At 46.4% G+C, this 22,220-nt stretch carries 22 protein-coding genes and 3 pseudogenes; 4 read left to right on the top strand and 21 right to left on the bottom strand.

The genetic code is table 11. From position 1 onward, the window contains the following. Positions 1–75: 75 nt before the first annotated feature. From CI960_RS16345 to CI960_RS16335, 3 genes and pseudogenes are all read right to left on the bottom strand, one after another. Positions 76–819: a FecR family protein gene (locus tag CI960_RS16345; protein WP_226769879.1), complete on the bottom strand. Its 744-nt coding sequence runs from the start codon at positions 817–819 to the stop codon at positions 76–78. 441 nt (positions 820–1,260) lie between these two features. Continuing rightward, positions 1,261–2,028: pseudogene (locus CI960_RS16340) on the bottom strand (IS982 family transposase). Between the two features lie 558 nt (positions 2,029–2,586). Then, positions 2,587–3,483 carry a transposase gene (locus CI960_RS16335; protein ID WP_005864550.1) on the bottom strand — a complete coding sequence of 299 codons (897 nt, stop codon included), beginning with the start codon at positions 3,481–3,483 and terminating at the stop codon, positions 2,587–2,589. Between the two features lie 230 nt (positions 3,484–3,713). Between CI960_RS16335 and CI960_RS16330 the strand changes: the two genes are divergently transcribed. Then, positions 3,714–4,292, top strand: coding sequence for an RNA polymerase sigma-70 factor (locus CI960_RS16330; protein ID WP_005864552.1), 579 nt, complete (start codon positions 3,714–3,716; stop codon positions 4,290–4,292). 381 nt (positions 4,293–4,673) lie between these two features. Here CI960_RS16330 and CI960_RS16325 read toward each other — a convergent pair whose 3' ends face one another. From CI960_RS16325 to CI960_RS16315, 3 genes are all read right to left on the bottom strand, one after another. After that, positions 4,674–6,116: a transglutaminase-like domain-containing protein gene (locus CI960_RS16325; RefSeq protein ID WP_005864554.1), complete on the bottom strand. Its 1,443-nt coding sequence runs from the start codon at positions 6,114–6,116 to the stop codon at positions 4,674–4,676. Positions 6,117–6,700: 584 nt separating this feature from the next. Continuing rightward, the gene (locus CI960_RS16320) at positions 6,701–7,168 is read right to left on the bottom strand and encodes a hypothetical protein (protein WP_008778590.1); all 468 of its coding nucleotides are present in this window, start codon (positions 7,166–7,168) and stop codon (positions 6,701–6,703) included. A gap of 206 nt (positions 7,169–7,374) precedes the next feature. Continuing rightward, on the bottom strand, positions 7,375–8,154 hold the full coding sequence (locus CI960_RS16315) for a DUF4121 family protein (RefSeq protein ID WP_005864556.1): 780 nt from the start codon (positions 8,152–8,154) through the stop codon (positions 7,375–7,377). Between the two features lie 520 nt (positions 8,155–8,674). On the opposite strand from CI960_RS16315, the gene CI960_RS16310 reads away from it, so the two are divergent. Then, on the top strand, positions 8,675–9,973 hold the full coding sequence (locus CI960_RS16310; protein ID WP_005864559.1) for an ATP-binding protein: 1,299 nt from the start codon (positions 8,675–8,677) through the stop codon (positions 9,971–9,973). A gap of 280 nt (positions 9,974–10,253) precedes the next feature. Here CI960_RS16310 and CI960_RS16305 read toward each other — a convergent pair whose 3' ends face one another. Both CI960_RS16305 and CI960_RS16300 read right to left on the bottom strand, forming a co-directional pair. Continuing rightward, a complete protein-coding gene (locus CI960_RS16305) occupies positions 10,254–10,556 on the bottom strand; it encodes a helix-turn-helix domain-containing protein (RefSeq protein ID WP_005864562.1) in 303 nt (100 codons plus the stop codon). Then, complete coding sequence (locus CI960_RS16300) at positions 10,553–10,852, bottom strand: helix-turn-helix domain-containing protein (protein WP_005864564.1); 300 nt, start codon at positions 10,850–10,852, stop codon at positions 10,553–10,555. The genes CI960_RS16305 and CI960_RS16300 overlap by 4 nt, the downstream gene beginning before the upstream one ends. A 408-nt stretch (positions 10,853–11,260) precedes the next feature. Here CI960_RS16300 and CI960_RS16295 point away from each other — a divergent pair, with 408 nt between their 5' ends. Both CI960_RS16295 and CI960_RS16290 read left to right on the top strand, forming a co-directional pair. Continuing rightward, on the top strand, positions 11,261–11,554 hold the full coding sequence (locus CI960_RS16295) for a helix-turn-helix domain-containing protein (protein WP_005864565.1): 294 nt from the start codon (positions 11,261–11,263) through the stop codon (positions 11,552–11,554). A gap of 56 nt (positions 11,555–11,610) precedes the next feature. Next, positions 11,611–12,332, top strand: a pseudogene (locus tag CI960_RS16290) (NYN domain-containing protein). 22 nt (positions 12,333–12,354) lie between these two features. Here the strand turns inward: CI960_RS16290 and CI960_RS16285 are convergent. The 13 genes and pseudogenes from CI960_RS16285 to CI960_RS16220 form a co-directional block, all read right to left on the bottom strand. Further along, positions 12,355–13,146 (bottom strand): PRTRC system ThiF family protein, encoded by a 792-nt coding sequence (locus tag CI960_RS16285; protein WP_005864570.1) that lies wholly within the window; start codon positions 13,144–13,146, stop codon positions 12,355–12,357. Next, positions 13,143–13,844, bottom strand: a complete 702-nt coding sequence (locus CI960_RS16280) for a prokaryotic E2 ligase family D protein (protein ID WP_005864572.1) — start codon at positions 13,842–13,844, stop codon at positions 13,143–13,145. Before CI960_RS16280 ends, CI960_RS16285 begins: the two co-directional genes overlap by 4 nt. Positions 13,845–13,875: 31 nt before the next feature. Then, positions 13,876–15,003, bottom strand: a complete 1,128-nt coding sequence (locus tag CI960_RS16275) for a hypothetical protein (protein ID WP_005864574.1) — start codon at positions 15,001–15,003, stop codon at positions 13,876–13,878. Between the two features lie 42 nt (positions 15,004–15,045). Then, the gene (locus tag CI960_RS16270; RefSeq protein WP_005828787.1) at positions 15,046–15,267 is read right to left on the bottom strand and encodes a PRTRC system protein C; all 222 of its coding nucleotides are present in this window, start codon (positions 15,265–15,267) and stop codon (positions 15,046–15,048) included. 19 nt (positions 15,268–15,286) lie between these two features. Next, a complete protein-coding gene (locus tag CI960_RS16265; protein ID WP_005864577.1) occupies positions 15,287–16,255 on the bottom strand; it encodes a hypothetical protein in 969 nt (322 codons plus the stop codon). A gap of 321 nt (positions 16,256–16,576) precedes the next feature. Beyond that, the gene (locus tag CI960_RS16255; protein ID WP_004312011.1) at positions 16,577–18,250 is read right to left on the bottom strand and encodes an IS66-like element ISBf10 family transposase; all 1,674 of its coding nucleotides are present in this window, start codon (positions 18,248–18,250) and stop codon (positions 16,577–16,579) included. 75 nt (positions 18,251–18,325) lie between these two features. After that, a complete protein-coding gene (tnpB, locus tag CI960_RS16250) occupies positions 18,326–18,691 on the bottom strand; it encodes an IS66 family insertion sequence element accessory protein TnpB (RefSeq protein ID WP_004312010.1) in 366 nt (121 codons plus the stop codon). Positions 18,692–18,694: 3 nt separating this feature from the next. Further along, positions 18,695–19,051: a hypothetical protein gene (locus tag CI960_RS16245; protein WP_004319780.1), complete on the bottom strand. Its 357-nt coding sequence runs from the start codon at positions 19,049–19,051 to the stop codon at positions 18,695–18,697. A gap of 79 nt (positions 19,052–19,130) precedes the next feature. Continuing rightward, a pseudogene (locus CI960_RS16240) lies at positions 19,131–19,304 on the bottom strand (PRTRC system protein E); the annotation flags it as partial. Positions 19,305–19,324: 20 nt separating this feature from the next. Further along, positions 19,325–19,534: a hypothetical protein gene (locus CI960_RS23705; RefSeq protein WP_008778585.1), complete on the bottom strand. Its 210-nt coding sequence runs from the start codon at positions 19,532–19,534 to the stop codon at positions 19,325–19,327. Positions 19,535–19,553: 19 nt separating this feature from the next. Continuing rightward, entirely contained in the window at positions 19,554–19,766 is a 213-nt protein-coding gene (locus CI960_RS16230) for a hypothetical protein (protein WP_008778584.1), read from the bottom strand. Positions 19,767–20,077: 311 nt separating this feature from the next. Continuing rightward, positions 20,078–21,838: a DNA topoisomerase gene (locus CI960_RS16225; RefSeq protein ID WP_008778583.1), complete on the bottom strand. Its 1,761-nt coding sequence runs from the start codon at positions 21,836–21,838 to the stop codon at positions 20,078–20,080. Between the two features lie 71 nt (positions 21,839–21,909). Next, positions 21,910–22,185, bottom strand: a complete 276-nt coding sequence (locus CI960_RS16220) for a DUF4099 domain-containing protein (RefSeq protein WP_008778582.1) — start codon at positions 22,183–22,185, stop codon at positions 21,910–21,912. Positions 22,186–22,220 lie beyond the last annotated feature (35 nt).

The following is a 22,220-nucleotide window of genomic DNA, read 5'->3' as shown; positions in this document are numbered from 1 at the left end:
TCTGGATACAACCAAGTTTCTGTCTAAGTCAAGAATATGTTTCATTCATATTTTTAGAATTTAAAGATTAAACAATTAATAAAGTATCACTCTCTTTTTCAATACCTCACCATTTCCTCCAACCTCTTGCTCTATGGAATAGTTTATATGAGAGGCTATTTTAAAATGCTCTAAAATCCGATCCAATCTCATATTCTTAAATACCCCAGTAAAAGAACAGGATCGTAAATGATCGCCTCTCACCTCAAATTCAACATTGAAACATTTGCTCAATGTCCATAAGACCTCATCTAATGGAGTGTCTCTCAAGAGTATCGTACCATCTCTCCAAGAAATGTCCCTTTCCACATCCGTTTTGCACATATCTACATTTTTTTGGACTCGATCGTATATCACCTTATCTTCTGGTCGCATCAATAAACAACGCTTCTCCTTCTCCGCATTTACGTATGACAACCGGATCGATCCTGAGATCAATGTGGCCGAGACAAATCCATTATCCTTATACGCATCGACATTAAAATCCGTACCAAGTACCTCTATCGTAACTTGATCCTCAACTGAATGAACTATAAATTTACGATTCGGGTCTCTCTCCACCGAAAAATAGGCTTCTCCATTCAACTCTACCTCCCGTCGATCTTGAGCAAATTCAGAGGGATACTTGATATGTGTATTTGAGTTCAGCCAAACCTTAGATCCATCTGGCAGCATGATCGTACCTGTCATTCCTGAATTCATTCGTACCTCGATCCACTCTAGTTGCCTTGAGTCCTTTTTCAACAGATAGATACTCACGCTGGATAATAAAATGATCAAAAGAATAGCTGCGGTTTGTTGAAACCTTGTTTTAACAAATAACCAAGATCGCTTACGAAGCATTTTCCTTTTGACCTGTCGTAAAGCTTTCTCCGATGATGTTTTTCTTAAATTAGACCATGTCGTTGTAGCGAATAGAATATAATGCACATCACGAGCAATTTGTCTATTTTTCTCCGATGCTTGTATCCACTCTTCCACACACTCAGCCTCTCTATCCGTTAACTGTTTTGTAAAGTAACGCAAGAGAACAGATTCATTTATTTTGGGGCAAAAACGACTTTCCATAACTCTTTTTATACATAAGAGACATAAGCCAAGATATCTCCTAAACAAAAAGAAGAAAAAATGTAAATATTTTTTCATACGATTTATAATCGTTATATAACGTGAGTTCGATGTAAAATCAGAAAATAGCAAGTCACCCGTCGTCGATGAACTTTAGGCGGGTTTCTTGTTCAAAAAGCAGTATGCTGCGATAGCTGACAATGAATTAAAAAACGATGTCTGAAAAATGTTCAATCTGTGCAATGTCCTTCAATTCATCATTGGCCGTTTCAATCAAGGTTCTTTTTCTGGGCTGAATCTTGTCAGCAATACTTATCAGGGAGTTTCTCACGCTGTTTTTAACTTTAGTGACAAGCGGTCTACCGTTAAGAAAGAGACTCTCGAGCAGAGCCTGACCGATATATCCCTTGTCCGTACATAGTTTCCCTTTGATGTTCTATAGGAACTTATCATTGTTTCAATGGCTCACGGTCATCTATATTTCCATGTGTAAACATGAAATTAACAATTTCACTTTTGTCATTGGTTATTAAATGTAACTTAAATCAGAAGAACCATCCCATAGGAGATTTTCCACGCACTGCAATCCTCTCAAATGTCTTATGAATCAGAATCCTCTGATTACGACATACACCAAAGGGGGATAGAGTCGACGAGACTAATACATGTACAGGTTCCCAACGGGACCTTCTTGATGAAAATGCTCAGAGGGAAACCATGCTTCCTTCTTCAGTTCCACGAAACGGTTATAGGACACCTGGCGTGAAAACAGGTGTTTCAGATGTTTACGGACATATTCCTTGTGATAATGCTTGAAACAGCGGAAACCTCCCGAATGAAACAGGATAAAAATGACCATAATCTCAGCTCGCTCATACGATTGGGCTTGTTACGATACCCGCTCTTCTTGTCTTCAATCATATATTTCTCCTGTTATAACGCAAATTCCTCGCAAAAATCATCGGCCATACAATAAATCTCTGTAATTTTAGACTTTGAGAAGATAGTGATAATCGTTTAAATGTTATATTCAGTTCTATAAATTTAATACTTTTATCGCTATATTCCTATTTAACAATAGATTATATCTATTCTTAGATCGAACTCTCGTTAGTTTAGGAAATACTATAACAATAGTTCGTTAAAAATTTGCCAAGCCTAAGCGGCTCTGACAGTAAATAAAATGAGTTCTTTGAAAAGTTTGTCAATAACTTGCGTGTCTGGGTTAATCCCAAACACGCAAATAAATCGTTCAAGCATATAAGCATTGTGTATGAATGACTTGCAAGAGGATATGGAATAGGCTATTCCGAGCCTCTTACATGCCGCTTTGGTCAAGTTGACAGCGGCAAGCGATGCATTGAAGTGAAAATCCAACTTTCTGAAGTCAGTTGACTGACAGTTGGTGATTCCTGCATGCTGCTTTCCATCTCTAAAGCAAAATTCCAATTGGAACCTGGTTCTGTAATAATCCAGGACTTATCGTCCATCCATGGAATCGTCTGTGGAGAAATAAAGCTGCCACTTGTCTGTCCTCCCGTCCATCGGATACCAGAGGGCTAAGGAAACATACCTTTTGAGAGCTTTCGCATATACCCTCAATCCGTATAGCTTTCCCTTGTTCACCTCGTATTCTTTGCACCGGGTCAGATCTGGATTGGCAAAGTCAATCCTGCCGTCAAACCACTTGGGATGACCACGTTTTCCTGTTTTCTTTTCCAACGTTGGATAGTACAGGACTACGTCATTCCTGAAGCGGCTGATGACATGGAAATCGCTCTCACGCATAGGTGTTATGAAAGTTTCCTTGGAAAAGAACGCGTCTGCGACCAGCGTTTTGGATAGGCTCTGTAGCTTGTCGTTTCTACTGATAAGATAGTTGCTATACCAGTCAACCAGGTTCTTACCCATATTATCCAAGGTCTTACAATCCGGCGTCTGAATGGAACCTAAAGTCATGCATTTATGGTTGTCGATGTCAATGACACTGATGCCCATGATTTCCAACCCTCGCTTATAAACTCCTGCACAACCGGACCAGAAGTAACCTATCCAAGGTGTCTTCTTGCCTGATTGGGGGATGTAGGAAGGGGCGATGGCGATAGCCTTTCTTTTACCTGTGAGATGCTTGCTGATGATAGAGGCGTTGAATGCAAACCAGTCAAAAGTTTCATTCTCAAAAAGGTTACGGTATGTCTGTTCCGAAAAACATCCATACCTGCCCAATTGGAGGAAATTTATACGATCCGGGATGGCCATGGATAATTTCATGGTGTCCATGAACGTTTTTTCAAAAGGTTTGTGTATATTCACGACTGATTTGAGAGCCGACAGGCACTCGGATTGGTATTGTATGAGGAGTGTTTCTTTAGCCATAATTAGATGAGTAGTTAACTTCTAATTTACTAAAAAAACAACGAGTTATTAAATACTTTTCGCCTTTATTACCAGTAGATTAGCTCGCATTTTTAGTATATTTCTTCATGCTTAATCATTCGTTTTTGACAGCATTTCAATGACCTCTTTAATGTTTTCGAACCGACTTTTGCCGGTTCTATTGTTTAACTTTCAATTTTTCGGTAAAAATTTACCGAAGTATTGCTATAATGAAAAAGTTAAAAAGTACGTTAAATGAAGACATCCAACTTTTCACTTCCATCCAAAAAGGTGACAAGAAGGCCTTTGATCTCTTCTTCCTCAAATATTATCCTAGACTCTGTTCCTACGCATGCCAATATGTAAATTTTGATAACAGTGAAGAAATTGTTCAAGAAATCATGATATGGTTATGGGAGAATAGAAATATGATCAAAATAGAATCCTCTCCCATACCCTATTTGTTCCGAGCTGTTCGAAACAATTGCTTGAGACAAAAAAACAGGGATGAACTGAAAAATAAAATCCTAACGATATTATATAATCATACTAATACCCCCTACGACAATCCTAACTTCTACATCGAAGAGGAACTGATTCGTAAAATAGAAAAATCCATCCAAGATTTACCCGAAAATTACAGGCAAGCCTTTGAGATGAATCGCTTCCAAGATATGACTTATAAAGAGATCGCCTCACATCTAAACATATCCTCTAAAACTGTAGATTACAGGATTCAACAAGCTTTAAAAATATTAAGAATCAAATTAAAAGACTACATGCCGTTATTGATAGGCCTATTGACTTAAATTGGATCTATCCTTACACAAGGATATTCAGAAAATGCCTCTAAAAATAAGATGATCCATGAACCATAACCACCTAGTGGGGCACCCCGGATACCAAGCAATTCAAGCGTTTCTTCATCCAAGAGGGCGTAGGCTTGGTAGGGGCTGACGGCCAAAAGATCTTATACGATCTATTGAAGAGCGGTAAATAGATAGTTATAAGCGCAGGAAAGAGACGGCGCAGGAATCCATGATGGAATATATAGAGAGACGGAAGTGTCTCCGATGACAGAAAAGAAGGAGGTGTGGCAAGCCGGTATATACCGGTGTTCGCCACACCCCTTGAAGGTTTGAGGGTGCGCCCAAATGCAAGATGGCACACCCTCGCTTTGTGTTTAGAGTCTAGAAGTTCAGTTTATAAGACTGTTTACCTATATGTATTATGTAAGAACCTTGCGGCATCCGTTCCGAGTACTCGCCGGCCGGCAAGGACAGGGTCTTGTACACACGGCCGTCGAAGGTCACGATATAAGCCCGCTCAGCCTCCGGTGTACGGATGAACAGTCGGCCGCCGGCGGCCCATACACGCAACTCACCGGCCTCGATCTCCTCGTTGGCGGTCGGGATAGCGGCTGTCTTGAAAGCCAGGTCATACGTTCCCATGCTCGTCTCTATATTTCCCACCATCCGCAAAGGCGTAAAGACAATTCCATATTCCGTCTCGGGATCCAGCCCGTCCAACGGCATGGAGGAGGCGTCTGCGGACATGTCTATCGCATCGACCAAACGTCCGGTAGCCTTCTCATAGACCTTGGCGCGATATCCGGTAGCGCCCGGGAATAGGTTCCAGCTCAAGGAGGCTCCGTCATAGCGGGTCTCACCGATAACAGGTATCGATACCCGGTCGGTTTGCCGCCCTCGAAGCGCATGCTCTGCTTCGACAGTCCCACTGGCATTCCTATACCAATACCAATACCAAAAAGTCTGGAGGATTACCCCCTCGAACTTCTCTCCGGGCAAGAACTCCGCCTCATGGCAGATGTCTTCCGACATGATGATGCCATCCCCCCGGCAATAGCCGAAATAATTCCCCCGAGGATCGACCAGCCTTGCGTTCACGTCCACGGGTATCCAGCCGTACCGCTCCAGATAGAAATCCGCCCAGACGTGATGAGACCCATCGGGTCTTACCGTAACAATATGTTTAGCCGGTATCTTTTTAGCTCTCATCAGATTGACAAATATGGAAGCAAGGTTACCACAATCACCTCCCCCGTCAGAAAGGATAGTCGCTATCGGGCTTATCCCGGTGTCTGTATACAGATACTTAAAATTCGCCGCTACGTACTCGTAGCACAAGCGGGCGTAATCCAAAATCTCGCCACCAGACTCGCTCCAAAGCCTGTCTGACACGGAGCGAATCGTCGGATTGCTCGTATCGATATATCCCCCCTTATCCGCAGTATATCGCTTATAGATAGCGGATTCGGTATCATACGGATAGAGTGTGGTGAATTGTGCCATATCGATGTACACAGGATAGAGCGTGACCGAGAACTCCTCGCTTAACGTATACGATTCGCCGGAGGACGGCTGTCCGTCCGTCTTTATGTCTCTCAAATACCGATTCGAGGCATCCAAATCGAGAACCATACCCGAAGATTCCTTGAGCCCGACTACGTCTTGATAGATATTACTGACAGGAACGGGTAAGATCACGCTCATCTTTGTCAAATCACAATCCTCGTTTCTCAGCGTGACGCTGTTCTTTACTTGATAAGAGCTTTGCGCGACCATCGCTTGCATGTTCATCGCCAAAGCAGCGGTAAGTAGCAGATATCTCATAAGCTATACAATTAAAGGTACATATGGTTTTAACATTTATTCATTGGTATATATACATAAACCTCTATTCTGTTATTTATTTCCGATAAACCGAACATTTCGATATTTACGATACCCAAATACAGAAGTTACGAACCCTCTCAGATGTTTCATGTCGCTGTCACTCGGACAGTCGAAAAGAAACGCCAAAGACAGTGCTTCAACATTGTTCCGAGAGAACTATGTCTTTTCTCTGTATCACCTATCGCAAAGATACGGAAATATTTGTCACAAGTTTTATTTTCCTCAATAGATACCCGGACTTTTTATTAAAAAGCGTTTATTTTTTTCGAAAAAAGTATTAAGTCCTCTCGGGACTTAAGTAAAAAATCAATAAAACACGAAGTACACCAACCACAGAGCTTTGGATTTCAACGCCAAAATAAAGACGCTTCCGCAAGACATATCAAAAAGGATTCAGTTCGAATACAAACGTGACGAGCGAAGGGCTAACTGTGAAATCAACTGAACCGAATCCATTAACCAATGACAATAACAGGACTATTTTTATAAATGGGATTAACTTACGAGTTTTACTCCAATAATTATTCTACTTGACAAAATCGAACTGCCACATAAGCTGTTCGGTTACCAAATACATGGAAGGAAGATGCCGGATTCCAATAGGGCATCTTCTCCAATAACCTAATAGCCTCTGCCTTTATAGAGGCTGGACAAGTCTTATCCAATACATCCACCTGTACCACCTTTCCTTCCGGATTGACAGACAATCGGCACGTAACATAATAAAGCATATCCATATTGAAATCTGCCGGATAACGAATATGATCACTCACATACTTTTGGAAAACTTCATCCCCTCCATCTAATTCAAGAACGGAAGGATCTGCAAAAACATTTTTGCATGCTTGTTTCACATCTGACAGATCATTCGATAACCGGAACTCATCCATCAAATAGACTGTCTTTTGCAATGAGGGAGAAAAGGATTCAATACTGGCGTTATAATAAATCCGGTAACGTCCCGGATAATTCACTCGTAACTCCGGCAATAAAGGGATAGAGAGTGTATGATTTCGATTTGGATAAACAAAATAGCCAATATCAGTAAAATTATAATTCAGAGGTAAGATATACTATGTTCCATCTTTTTCGTAAGCGACTACAAAACCGTCTCCAACCATCGATGATATACCCTTGTTTCCTTCCTGCCGCATGTGGCAGGAAGCAGGGTGATTTTTAATGTGGCGATACTGTGTTAATAGTAGAATGTGGTCAGATGTGTTTTATGGTCTTTTACAATCTTTACTTTCTGCATCTGTCCGTATATCTCACGCACGGATACCGGACAGTTCATCTTTTCCCATTCTTCCGGGGAAATCCTCATGTCGGAATGCCTGAAACATGGTATGACCATCTCCTGGGAATCCTCTTCTACGAATATGAAACCTTCATGGTCATTGACAAACTGCTTGAGTCCATCCTCATCCTTACAGGATATTTCTCTGGTGTACATGTCCCCGCCCGGCCGGGTGTTTTTGCGGATATGGATTTTGAACCATTCCTTGCTTTCCGTCTGTTCAGGTGCGCCACATTTCCAAAGGGCTATTTTTGCATCGTAGTAAACCTCCCCGTTTTTACATGCCCCGTAATGTCCCCAGTGCTTGAAACGGCCGGTAGTCCAAGTCTTGAACCTTACATCATCGGTCTTTACCAGCACGCACTCGCTGCCATGCATATCGCATTTGATACCCTTCTTATCCCGGGATACGAATGGGACACGGGAGAAATTCCGGAGCACAATGTTATCTCCATACACGGCATCTACGAAGAACGGCCGGGAACGTTTACCGTATCCGGAAATAAAGAACAGGCCGTCACCTGTACGGGGATACCGGTTGGAACGTGTCTTTTCGAAGTGTTCCACTATTGTGTTCACTTTCTCTATGTCTTCCCGGGCAAGCCCGTGTATCCGGTCATACCAGTAGTTCAGGCGGATGAATGTTTCCTTGCAATACTTGTTTTTTGTTTGAATCATGGTCTTTTTAATTTTGTGGTTGAATATGCCCGGCTTTGGTAAAGCTGGTATTTCTTTTCTTATATGCATCCGTTTGATTGTGCAAGGCTTGGCGAAAAAATACCGTAGCGAAGCGGAGAGCACTGAAAAAGTTCCTATTTTGTGATTTCTATGCTTACGTTATTCGTACCCCTATACGAGAGCATTTGTAAATAACGATTTAAATGACTTTTTCAGTACCCTCGCTTTGCGAGGATGATTTTTTCAGCCAACCAGTCTGAAGTACCGCCTTGCACGATCAGGGACAAAAGGCTAGTTTTACAGGTAAGAAATAGAAATGCGGAACATTGCTCGATTCTAAGGTGGAAAACCTTTAACCCGCCAATCTGATATATCTATCAAAAATCCGCCGATATCCCCTGAAAAATGTAATATTGCTCTCAAGTTATCATCGAAAAAGTGTGTTATACATTAGTTTTCATCCTCGAAAAAATGTATCTTTGCAAGAAACAAGTGAATAATTCTTATTTTAAAGGAATCGATGAAACGGAAGATTATACAACAGTTGAAACTTTGGAAAGATAATCCTGCGAGAAAACCTTTGATACTGTTGGGTGCTCGTCAGGTTGGTAAAACTTGGGTGATGAAACATTTTGGTCAGACAGAGTTTGAGAACGTAGCCTACATCAACTGTGATGTCGAGCCACTGGCCAAGGAGTTATTTGCAGCCGACTATAACATCCCCCGTATTTTGCTGGCACTTCAGGCTATCACAGGAACGAAGATTGAAGCAGGAAAAACGTTGATTGTATTCGATGAGTTGCAGGAAGTGGAACGGGGATTGCATAGCTTGAAATATTTTCAGGAAAATGCACCTGAATATTATGTGATGGCGGCTGGCTCCTTGTTAGGAATTACTTTGGGGAAAGGTCAGTCCTTTCCGGTGGGTAAGGTAAATGTAATGCATCTATATCCGATGGATTTTGAAGAATTTCTGATGGCTGCCGGTGAAACTGATTTGTGCGATTTGTTGCGTCAGCCCGATTGGGAAATTTTAAAGATTCTCAGTTTAAAATATGTTGATTTGCTTCGCCAATACTATTATGTAGGTGGCATGCCTGAAGTGGTGGATTGTTTCTTTCAGCATCAAAACTTGCAGGAAGTACGTGACAAACAGACTGAAATCCTTGATGCTTATCGGCGGGACATCTCCAAGCATACGACACCTACTGAAAGTATACGTATCGGACAAGTGCTGCAATCCTTGCCTTCGCAGTTGGCCAAGGAGAACAAGAAATTCATCTATAATGTGTTGAAGAAAGGAGCCAGAGCTACGGAATATGAACTCGCCATTCAGTGGCTGATGGATGCAGGTCTGGTACATAAAGTCAGCCGGATAAAAGAGCTGCAGATGCCTGTCAAATTTTACGAAGATCTGGGTGCCTTCAAATTATTCCTGCTTGATTGCGGTCTTTTAGGTTGTATGACCGAGGCGCCCGCCAGCCAGATGCTGGTAGGAGATAATGTATTCAAGGAGTTCAAGGGCGCTTTTACCGAACAGTTTGTCTTGCAGCAATTAGTGGCCCAAGGCTTTTCGCCCTATTATTGGAGCAGTGACAAAACACCTGCGGAGATTGACTTTGTGGTACAGACGGAGCATCGCGTGATACCGGTGGAAGTGAAAGCCGAAGAGAATGTACGTGCGCGTTCCATGTCGGAATATATTAAAAATCATCCCGATTATCAGTTGAAAGGACTGCGCGTCTCCATGATGGGGTATCAAGATCAGGAATGGATGGAGAATATTCCGTTATTTGCCATTACGAAGTTCTTTGGATAAATGGCACTTTCATGGATATGAGATACACATATGAAGAACTTTGGAAGTCATGGGTGTATAAAAACAAAAAGCTCGCCAAATCCCTATTCTCGGATTTGGCGAACTCATTTTTTAGGACTCAATCGAAAGGGATCTGAAAAAGTTCTTATTTTTCAGTGCCCTCTCGAAGTGAGGATGATTTTTCTGCAACCGGTCCAAAGGACCGCCTTGCGCAACCGGGGCAAAAGGTGGCCTTTGCGGGTAAGAAATAGGAATACGACACTAGTGGCCACAGACAGGATCATCTATAATCAAAAGCCTCCATCCTGTTTCTTTCCAACAGCACGAGGATGTCCTTTTCCTTGTACAATAATTTGCCTCCCACTTTGTAATAAGGCAGTTTACCTGTTATCCTGTACTCAGCCAGTGTCCTCCGTGTCAGTTTCAGGTGCCCGGCCAGCTCGCTGTCGGTCATATAACGTTCGCCGTTCAGGACCGGCCGCGTCTTTTCCGCCTGTGTGTCCAGTATTTCGGACAGGCTCTCAATATTCCGGAAAAAGCGTATGATTTCCGGGCTTTCCTTGGTCAGCATGGATTGGATCATATCATTCGATTTTGAGGTGTCACCCGATGAATTTCCGCCTCCATAAAGCGGATGATATCCTGCCGTTTGTAATATACTTTACGGTCTATGTAACTGTAGGGGACGGACCCGCTTCTCCGGAGTTGTAACATTTTCCTTGGCGAGACATCCATAAGCGTACATGCCTCCTGGTTGTCGATCCACTCATCCATGCCCCGCGTGCTTCCTCCGCATGTCTCATGCACTCTTCTGGCGATGGCTTCCAGGGCCTCGTTCATTTCCATGAATGTCTTGGCCTCGATATACACAAATTCCATAAGTCTTTCCTTTTTTCGATTTGATACGAAAGTATGAAGAGGGGGACTCATATCCAAAAAGGTGTCCGCAAACGTCATCAGATGTCATCAGATGTCAGATATACATTGGTTTATGATATTTTTAGCCTGTTCCCCGGAAAGATAAGGCATGGTGGTAACGGATGACCGGTAATATGTAAAGTTTACAATCCGTATTTTACAGTTTTACACTTTACCTGTTTACACCTGTTACATTCGAAAAGGATGAAAAATATACTTTATATCTAATTATCAATATGTTATATTGCTATTTAAAAGACATAAAGGAGGTATGGCATACATTTTTCATAATAAAATGGTATATACTCTTACAGTGCGCACCGAGGGTATTTCAGTAATAACCTTTAAAAAATACAGGAGATACATGCCATGATGTATATAGATAATGAAGTGCTCGAGAAAATGATAATGACCATAGTGGAAGGATTTGACCGCATAGAGAAGAAACTGGATAGGATGGGCCGTGTGAAGGAGTTCTTGAACGGTGACGAGCTTTTGGACAACTATGACATAGCCAGGCTGCTCAACGTGTCGCTTCGGACCGTGGCCCGTTACCGGGAAAAAGGACTGATCCGTTATTACCAGACGGATGAGAACGGCAAGAATTTCTACAGGAGTTCGGATATACAGGATTTTTTGCAGAAACGGGGAAAGAAAAACTGAACGGGGCAATGTGGATATGCGGAAGTTATGCTAACTTTGTCTTATAAACGGTTGTTATGAAGACAAATACCAATTCAAAATATCTCATTGCGGTTCTGATTGACGGTGACAACCTGTCCTTTGAGAGGATGGAGGATATCATGGGCTTTGTTTCCCGTTATGGGGATGCCGTTATCAGACGGATATACGGGGACTGGACGAGGAAAGCTCTTTCCGGATGGAAGGAGACCGCCCGGGAATATGGGTTCAGGTTGGTGCAGGCCTCCTCCTATGCTTCAGGAAAGAACACTACGGATATCGCGTTGGTCATAGACGCCATGGACATCCTCCGTGACGGCCGGGTGGACTGTTTCTGTCTGGTCGCCAGTGACGGTGACTACAACCCGTTGGCGCAACGGATACGGGAGGCGGGATTGAAGGTACTGGGATATGGGAGGGCAAGACTCCCGTATCGCTGATACGCTCCTGTTCCGTATTCCTGTATGCCGACCGTAAGGAAAACAAGACCTTGGAGAACACCCCGGATTTTTTTATCCGAAGGGATATGGAGTTTTTTGACAAGGCTTTCCAGCAGGCGGCTGACGGCAAGGAGGAGGTCTCCCTTTCCCTGATAGGCGGCTCGTTGAAGAAAATGATGCCCAAATTCAAGGTCAAGAGATACGGATGCAAGACATTGGGCAAGCTCTATGAAAGGTTGGAACGGTACGAGCTGGTCATGACGGAAAAGGGAGTGGCGAGTGCCGTACGGATGAAAGGTCGGACCGTACGGCAGGAATGACCGGGAATAAATCCACGTCCGTTTATACCGGAATGGGATTTACCCGTAGCGTGCCAAGGTTGAGATAGGCCCCCCGGTAGAATGTCCTCCCTTCTCTGAACATGCGCCAGAGGATGTCGCAACCGATTTGTGCCAGCATGGAGTTGATGAACAGGTCCTGCTTGCGCAACGCCTCCGCGAGCGAGCAACTCGGGCCTGAGTCCTCCTCCCGGATGGTGGAGTAGCTGACCTCCTCGGTGATGACATTCATCCTGGGCATGGGAAGGTATTCGCTGGATGCGGGCTGGCTTATTTTGCTCCGGATATTGCCTACCATGACTTGCCCGGTGGTTTGGGCGTTCCCGAAATCCATCCAGTATATCGGCGCTTTCTCATCGTTATTTTTATATTCCCTGTATTTCTTCAGGAACCGCCACAGGTCGAGCCGGGAACGGGTGTTGTCCGTACAGGTGATGATGATGTTCGCCAGCGGGACGCTTTTATCCCCTTCTTTGGTTATGATCGGATAGCGGCATTCCCTGGCCTCCCACGCGTAACCGAAAAAACGGTTGACGCGGGTGACAAGCGCCGTCGCCTTGTTCAACCCCAGTTCCGTCTCGCTGAACAGCTGGCGGCCGATGTTTGCTTCCGTGACAGTGTCGGGGTCGAAAGCCGTCAGGTGCAGCCCCGGATGTCCCAGAGCCTGTAATGCCACGCTCATGCGTGCCAGGCTGGTTATTACTTGGTAGCCGGTTCCACCCGCCCCGGCTACCAGGACGGTTACGGGGTGATAGGGACTGAGCAGGTACTTGTCTGTGAAATGGATCTTTCTCATGGCAGGATGTCTTTCAGTCGTTTGTTGATCGGTTGGAGTTCGTCGTTGTCGAACGGCTGTTCACGCATCCGCTCAGTAACCAGGACCAGATTGTTTCTCGTCGGGTTCTTCCCTCCTCCAAGATGGGAAAATTCACTGAGCCAGAAACGTTTCTCCCAATATTCCAACAGGGTGTGAAAATCCAGGCTCTCCGGTTTCTCCAGTGTGGAGTTTCCCAGGCATACGCTTCCACCGGTCACGTTAAAAAAAGGGGCCAGATAGAGCGGTGTCCTCCCGTCCGGTTTTTTCCCCTTGTAGGCGAAGATGTCCATCCTTTCATTTTTAATGATATAAATGACTCCCGGCACATGGAACATTCCATCCCCGATGTTCAGGTCGTTCATGAAAAACATCCGCCGTTTTCCCGGCGGATTATACCACACATAGCTTTCATGCCCCCTGCGGGTATCGCACCACAGCATGTTGGGTGGCAGCCACCCGTGCGGGATACGCCGGTTCCCGTCCGAATAGGATTCCACCAGGGAGTCCATGAATTCATATGTAACCGGAATGCCGGCTTCCATTCTTCCCTTTTTGTTGATAGGGCGTAGTTCCAGGTAGTGACTTCCGCTTGCGTAGTGACCTTCCTGGTACTCATAGGCGATCAGCGCCGCTTTGGGCACCATTATCTCTTGCAGTTGCTTGGTAAGTTCGTTCATATCCTGTATTTTTTTGTTTTCGTTTCTTGATTTATAGGGAAACGGGCACTTTAAAATGCCTGTTTATGCATTGCGTGAACCGTTCCATCCATCCGGACAGTCTCTCCGGATAGTCGTCCATCCGGAACAGTCTGTCCGTCTCAGGTGTCAGGTACATGCTTGTGACCGGGGTGATGGCATACGTCTCCCGGTAGTCCGAGTTGAAATAGCATTCCATGTTCTCCGTGAGGGCGTCATTGTTGGAATATGCCAGCATGATCTGACAGTCCAGGTCGATCGGGGGGAAATCCGGTGATCTTTCATACGCCCAGTCGTAACCGTATTGCATGATGCACGGATTTCCTGGGGTAATCAGTCCCATCCCTTCCCGTATCAGTTCCAAAAGCTTCCGTTCCTCCTTCACTGCCGCCCGGTATTTCCGGACCTTTTCTTCCAGATCGGTACAAAACGGTTTCCCTTCCATTCGTTTAAGTGTTTTTGCGATTTTCCCGGATTGGTAGGATTCCGCCAGGCGTTTGTATTTACGGATTGTCTGAGGGGAAGCCTCGGGATCGCGGTTCTTCCAGTCATCCAGTTCCTCCATCGCCAGCTCATAATACCATGTTTCCGTGACGGCGTTCAACCCGTGGTAACGTACGAACCGCCGTATGAATTCCCGGACGATACGCCGTAACGGTACAGGAAGGCTCTCCGTGAAATCGACGGGTAGCCAGAACAGGGTATGGTCCGGCCAGTCATGGAACCTGTACAGGCAGAAATGGAGCCTCCCGGCCCTTTCCTCCAGATTGACATGTTCCGGCAAGGTCTCGTCCAGGGCCTTGTACAAGGCGGTGATGTTGATGCGGGGACCGCTCCCTTTCCTCGCGCGGAAAGGAAGCCTGACATTCATGAGATCGGCATATCGCAGGGCGGACCGGTATAGATAGTCAAAGTTTTCGGACGTGGTCAGGTTGACGCATGCCCCTCCCGTTTCGTCCTCCACCAGATAGTCCGCCGCGATGGGGAGGAATCTGCCTGTCAGAAAAGCGTTACGTCCCCCGGTGGCGGCAGTCTTCTTTTTTCCCGGCCCATCGTACCCCGTCCGATGTACGAGAGGTCGGCGGCCCTGATGATCAATACGGCCAGTCCCGCCATTTGTGATTTTGATAGCGTTTTGCATGTATCCTCCTTTTTTCTGATGGAAATTCTCTTTGCCATATATCTACCCTTTTGTTCCGATGGTCGTCTTGAACCGGTAGACCACACTGTCATCCTCGCATTCCGGACCGTGTACGCTCGCCGTGGTCAGTTCTGGATAGGTCATGGAATAGAAATCCATCACCTCGTTCGGGGACAGGCTGTTGTCCGGATCGGCCAGCTCTATTTCCGACGAACCTTTCCTGATTTTGAAAACTCTCTGCAATCCTTTAATTTCTAGTGCCATAATTGTATTTATATAGGGTTTAACAACATATCATTTCCATTTGTGCCTCGTCTTTCATGCGGTATTCCTCCGGGAAGTCGAGATATTCCGCGTAAGGGTCCTCACGCAGGAGCTCCCTGTCATGCTCGTCATCCTTGTCGAAGCCGTACTGTCCCATGTCCTGCGCTCGTGCCCCGTATTCGCTTTCCCCTTTGTTATCGGGAACGGTTTGCGTGGAAGCCGTTTGCGGTTGCGAAGGGACGGGTTGCAGCCATTGACCGTCGTATACCTGTGATTGCGGCATCTGTACCGGCTGGTGGAATTGTATGGTCTGCGGTCGGTTCACGGGCTGCTGACAGCCGGCCGGTGTACCATCCGATCCTGGTCGTGAAGCCACCTGTCCGTGTGGAACCTGTTGTGGTCGCGGGCCTTGTACCGACCGCGGAATCTGGTGGGGAGATTGGCGGGACGGTTGTTCGGGCGCGAACATCCGTATCTGTTCCCCTCCCTGATATCGGGGGGCATGACCGGGTACCAGTCGCGGCGCCACCGGTTGGATAACCTGTGCGGGCTGTGGTTCCGGCATTACCGGTTCCGCTCCGAAGAGACTGCCCTCGGACGCTTTTTTCTGTACCTCCGCTATCTTCACGTCAATCTCCTTCTGCTTGTCCGGCATGGCCAGCCGTTTTGCCTGTCTGAGCCAGGTCAACGCCTCGGAATAGCGTTTGCCGCCTGTGGCGTCCTCCGCCTTTTTAAGCAGCTTTTCCATCTTCTCCCGTTTCTTGCGTACCTCTTTTGATTCCTTCTCAGCTACGGACTTGGCCGCCTTGCTTTGTGATATGGCCTGTTCCGCTTGTTTCTCGAATGTTTCCAGGTTGGTAAGGATGCCCTGCGCCTTCTGTACGGGCGCGGTGATCGCTCCCAGGAATTCCATGTCCAGTTCTTCGTAAGTATTCGATAAACTCCCTCGTATATTGGGTAACGTATGTTCATAATGTCGTTTATTCATTTTATCGTTCTATGATTTATTGTTACATCAATTCAACCCAAAGATGTGCGGGTTCTATAGTAATTGATATTATCCCTACTAATGGAGCGGATAAAAGGAAGTTTTTCCCCTTTGCCCCTTATTTTCCTGTGACAAATGTGATAAAGCGATATTTTTATCCCTACTTTCCCGCCATAATTGGTATAAAAGGGTATTCTTTCCCTTATTTTCCCTATTTATCGGGGATAATGAAGATAAAAACGGCACTTTATTCCCTATTTTCCCGTCTTGATTGGCATAAAACGGTAGTTTTCCCGTGTTTAGGCGAGATTTACGAAGGTATCAGGAGTCTTTCTTGGGAGATTCCGGTGACGTAACGGATAATATCTTGCCCTTGGATAACAGATTGTCAGGTAACAATTCGGCCAGATCCATCGAGTAGTCATCGTCATAATCATGTATATGTTCAAGGAAGTAGATCAGCCACGTGCGGAAGTCAGCCCCGGCAGCCTTGCAGCAGCCGAAGAACGAGTAGAGCACCGCCGCATCTTCAGCGGCATCATTATTGCCACAGAACAGGTAATTACGTCTGCCGCACGCGACAGGCCGCACTTTATTTTCTATCTCGTTATTATCCGGTCTGTAACGACCGTCCAAATGGTACCTGGAGAGTTTGTCGAACCTTCCGTATGTATATTTTATGGCTTTTCCGATCGGACTGTCTTTCATTACTTTGGGATATTCATTGACCAGCCATTTCTCGAAGCGCACAAGTATGGGATATGCAAGACGTGCCCTAAGTTCAGCCCTCTGTTCGTAAGTCAGGCGTTCATCGTCAGCCTTACGCTCCACGTCATAAAGCAACTGTATCTGTGCGAGCGCATAGTCGGCACGCTGCATGTCATTCTTTCTTGCCTCCCAAAAATGTCTGCGTGCATGGGCCCAACAGCCAAGAAGGATAATACCTTTCTTGGCGTCCAGCATCTCGTACCTTTCGTATCCGTCCGTCTGTATGGCTCCCCGGAACTTGCCGAAGAGTTTCAGCACCACCTTTCCACTTCGGGAACCCTTGTCATAGTAAAAGAACTGACGTCCGGTCATGACACTGCGCACAAGCCAGATATAACCTTTGACCGTCTTGTGTCTCTCGTCATTCATCACGGGGATTGTCGTTTCATCCGACTGTATGTAGTCAGTCTGCATCACCAGCTCCCATAATCGGAAGTAAAGGGGCCTTAGCAAATCCGCCACATCCTTGAACCAGTCGTTGACCGTTGACGCGGGGAGATGTACCCCCACACGTTTGAACTGTTCCAGTTGCCTGTGGAACGGTATGTGATCCACATATTTCCCTATCATCATGTCTGCCAGCAATGAGGCAGAGGCATAGCTCTTTGCTATTGGCATGACGGGAAGCGGGCCGGTCTTGAACTCGTTTGTACCCTTCCGTTTGGCTGTATGGCGCACTATCCTGCGGATATAGAACTTCTCGGGCTCGTGCATAAGGATCTCGGTCACTTCCTCTCCGGGAAGGAGCGTCCACTCTTCCGGATTATACCCTTCGGGATATATATGGACCACCTCACGCTCAAGATTCTCCGGAAGGGATTTTCTCGCAGGATGCTGCTTCCCCGCTTTTTTACGGGCGATGATCGCTTCTCTGGTAGCCTTCAACTCCTTTTCTGCTTCTTCTGCGGCTTCAGCCTCCTGGGGAAGCATGTCAAAGCCTTCAAAATCCAGCCAGCGGTCCTGGGCGTCAGGCTTTATGAACTTTTCCGCCTTCTTACCGTACAACTGCCGTTCAAGATAGGATACACGTTGCTCCAGACTGTTGATTTTTGCTTCCTTTTGGGCGATTATGGCATCCTTGTCAGACAATAAAGCCTCATACACCTCTTTGTCCGCAGCTTTAAGGGGCTGCGTGGACACCATCTCCTTCAACCGGCTGTTTTCTCTATACAGACAGTCGCATTTGTGCATGAGATCCTTTATCAGTAATTCCTTATCGGTTGGCATAATCGTTTAAATATGATGCTAAGATACTAAAAAACAGCCGGAATACGGCATTGTATATGTTATAATTTGTTACAACTACAACCCATGGAAACCACTCCTTTTATAACGCCTGACCTTGCTGCCGTCCATTCCTTGAACCATCATCACAAGGTCATTCCAGAAGGTTTCAATCGCTTTAATCCGACCTTCCTCCGTATTTATGACCGGCAGATGGAAGTGCCCATGTTCCAGCCTCATATGGTATATCACCAGACCACCATATTCCATATGGAGGATTTTCATACAGGTACAATTCGCATTGATAAAAATGAAAGCGTCACCGTCCCGTACATTCTTTCCCATCTGGTTGGTCACGATGCCGCTAAGCGTATAAAAACTCTTACGCATGTCTGTCGGATACGGGTAAAGATAATATCTGTTGGATTCATTCAAAGAAAACATAGGCTAACGGTTTGAATTCAAAAATATCAGGGTTTGCAATACCTCCGGTGACAAAGGGCTGTTCAAGCGGACTGTGACGCCATTGGGATAGGAGATCTCACATAGCGGCTGGGGAATTGGCGACGGGCTGACCGGAGGGGCAGACAGCAGGGATTTCTCCTTATGGGGAAGACTGACCTGGCCCTTACTGTTTACCTTTACCGGGATAAAGCCGCCTTTGCGCAACAGCTTGGAACGCCACTCGTAGAAACGTTTGGGACGAATACATTCATTCGAACAAAAATCCATAACTGACAGTCCGCTCGACTTGAAACGGGAATAAATAGATTCAAAATCTTCCATGGTCCATTGATGTGACATAACAATTGAGCTTTTTTACTTTGATTACAAAAGTAATATCACATTTTTAGAATGAAAGGGGGAGTTTATCGAATGCTTACAGTTCTTCCGGGGTACCGTTCAATACCAGCGGGACGATTTGTTCCCCGGCCTCGTCTTTCAGTCCCGCACGCCGGGGCATGACGGCCACGGTCAGCTTGTCATTCACTTGTCTGATGTTGATACTCAGGTCTGTGCCTGCCGTAATCATTCGGTTGATCGTTTGAAAAAACATAATGGTAAAATATTAATAAGTTATACATAAGTCTCTTGGAAAAACTCTTTCAGGAGTCTCTGCCTGTCGGGATTGGACGCGATGTCCTTTAATGGCTCCAGGTAGTGGCCTATTGTTTTCGGTTCGTCCAATATGCAGGGGAACCGTTTTTTGACAGGTTTTATGCGCTTTGTGACGGGCCATGCGACCGGCATGATCGGGGCTGAGGGGGTGGATGTTGCGGTTCTCATGTTTTTTGTATTTTAGGAGTTATACAAGCATGCCCATGACGGACAGGATAAGGATGACTTTTATCACAAGGAGGAATGCCCTGAAGAGGAATCCTATGATTGTTCCCGATAAAAGGAACAGGACGATCAGGTACACGGGAATGATTCCCTTGCTGTAGAGCAGGCATATTCCCGTAAGCAGGACCAGTGAGACCACTCGCTTGCAGATGTTTTCGATGAGTTGCAGTTTCATATCTTTAAATTTTTAAGAATGAATAATCCCATCGGGATATGTTTTCCCGATTTTATAGGCCTCCGGCCCTTGGATTGCCTTTTTGCGCAAGGCTTGGCAAAAGAAAATACCGCAGCGTAGCGAGGATGATTTTCTTTTGACCAACCAAGCCCCCAAAGGGGGCCGCCTTGCGGCAAAAACGAGGCAATCCAAGACCTTTGCCGGTTAAAAGCGGAAAAACTATCCAATCTCCCATGAAAAAAGGAGTACGGCATTGAAAGCCTGTACTCCCTGCTCTTTTGAGAATCGTCCCGTGCCGGTGGCGTAATATCCTACGGGTTGTTTTTAGCCTGATAGATCCGGAATATCTCACCGGTCACCTCCTTCACCTGTTCCAGTACCCCTCCCAGGAACTCCTCTTGCGTGAGTTTTCCCTGTTCTATCCGTGCCAGTTCCGCTTCCCATCCGGAAGTGAGGGAGGTGTCGGCCACTTTCATCCCACGTACCGTTTCATAGAAGAAAAGCCCTTTTGGGGTGGGGATGACATATTTGCCTGAATAGCGGATATATTTACGCTCCAGCAGTGTGCGGATGATATTGGTACGCGTGGAGACGGTCCCTAATCCGCTCCGGTCCATATAACCGACCAGCTCCTCATCCGTATAGGGGGATACCGGAAGTGTTCTCTTGCGGACGATATTGCATCCGCTTACCGGTACTGGCTCTCCCGGGGAGAAATCCGGAAGTGCGGAACAGGGCATCCCCCCCCTTGCGATAAGATGTTCCCGCCCGAAGATGCTGAGCCACCCCTTTTTCAGGACGCGGTACGTTTGGACGCTGAACTTTCGTGCGGCACATACTACGTCGATGGTCGTATATTCCACCCGGCAGGATGGCATGAAGGCTTCGAGTGTCCTGCCGAGAATGAGCGTATAGACCAGTTGTTCCTCCTTGTTCAATGTTCCGGGGGGCATGCCGGTGACAATGATCGTGTGGTGATCTGTCGTCTCCTGTGCGCTGATGTCGTTTGGCGGCGCGGCAAAGTCCGTCATTTTGGCGTATTGGCGGAATTCCTTGCGGGAAAGAATCTTTTCCATGACAGCGGGCAACGTGTCATATACGTCCCTTGTCAGCAGGCGGCTGGCGGTACGCGGATAGGAGATCAGTTTCTTTTCGTACAGGCCTTGGGTGATATCCTGTACCTGTATGGCTGTCAGGTTGTGGTAACGGTTCGCGTCCTTCTGAAGTTCGGTCAGGTTGTAGGGAGCCGGTGCCCGGATGTCCTCGCTCTCGCGGCTGACCGCCGCGATACGTGCGTTCCGTACCGCCTTGCAGTCACCGTACAGTTCTGACGCGTACCGGTACTCCTGAAAATCTTCCGTGTGGCGCAGTTTTATGATTTGTCGGTCCTTGCAGAGACTGACGAATACCGGCCAGCTGTCGGCTGGCAGGAAATTCTCCCTCTCCCGGTACCGTCTGCATATCTCCGCCAGTACGGGGGTCTGTACCCTGCCCAGCGAATTGTTCCCGAAGCCTACCGCCTTACAGATGGCATAGCTTGAATTGACCCCCAGGAGCCAGTCCGCCCGGTTACGGCTGTCCGCCGCCAGGAACAGGTTGTCGAACAGGTCACATGGAAGGAGGTTCGCCATGCCTTCCGTGATGGCCTCGTCCGTCAGAGACGAGATCCAAAGGCGGAGGCAGGGTTGTTTGCGCCCCAGAAAGCCGTAAAGATGACGGAACAGCATCTCTCCTTCCCGGGAAGCGTCGGTTGCCGCGATGATGGTGTCACACGCGTTGAGTACCTTGGCTATTATCTTCAATTGGAGGAGTGCGTTGATGTCGGGATTCCATCCGGTATCCGTCTTCACGTGCCTTACTGTCAGGAAGGAAGGCGGCAACAGGGGAAAGTCTTTCCACTCCACACGGGCTGTCCCTGAATCCTTCGGCATTGCCAGGGAAAGCATGTTGCCATATGTCCATGTCACCATGTAACCGTTCCCGGTCATATAGCCGTTCTCCTTTCTGTCGGCTCCTAACACTCTTGCTATCTCTCTGCCCACGTTGGGCCTGTCAGTCACTATTGCGATCATATTCTTCTTTTTTGATGCCCCGTACCGGATTGGGCGGTACGGGGACAGGTTGAACTTATTTTGTTTTTTTGTTATTTCTTTGGAGATTCCTCCTGACGGATGCCGTTGATTTCCATGATTGGCTTGTTGTTGTCACCGGGTACCAGTTTGAATGTGGCGTCCATGGTCAGGCTGATTACCGGGGTACAGAGTTTCAACGGGATGATTTCTGATTCCTTGCCTTGCAACAACAGGTCAAGGTTGCCGTCCGCTTCCAGTTGCTCCTTGCTAATACCCACGGCCTTCAGACCGGGCCAATCAATATCTTTTACATTATAATTATAAGGGATGTTCCGATTCGTATTCATACGGTTTGGGGATTTGATGTTTGTAAAACTGATTT

It is taken from the genome of Parabacteroides sp. CT06 (assembly GCF_002257605.1).
In the GTDB taxonomy this organism is placed as follows: domain Bacteria; phylum Bacteroidota; class Bacteroidia; order Bacteroidales; family Tannerellaceae; genus Parabacteroides; species Parabacteroides distasonis.
The sequence above is the reverse complement of the archived record's forward strand: the minus strand, read 5'-3'. Positions and strand labels throughout refer to the sequence as shown.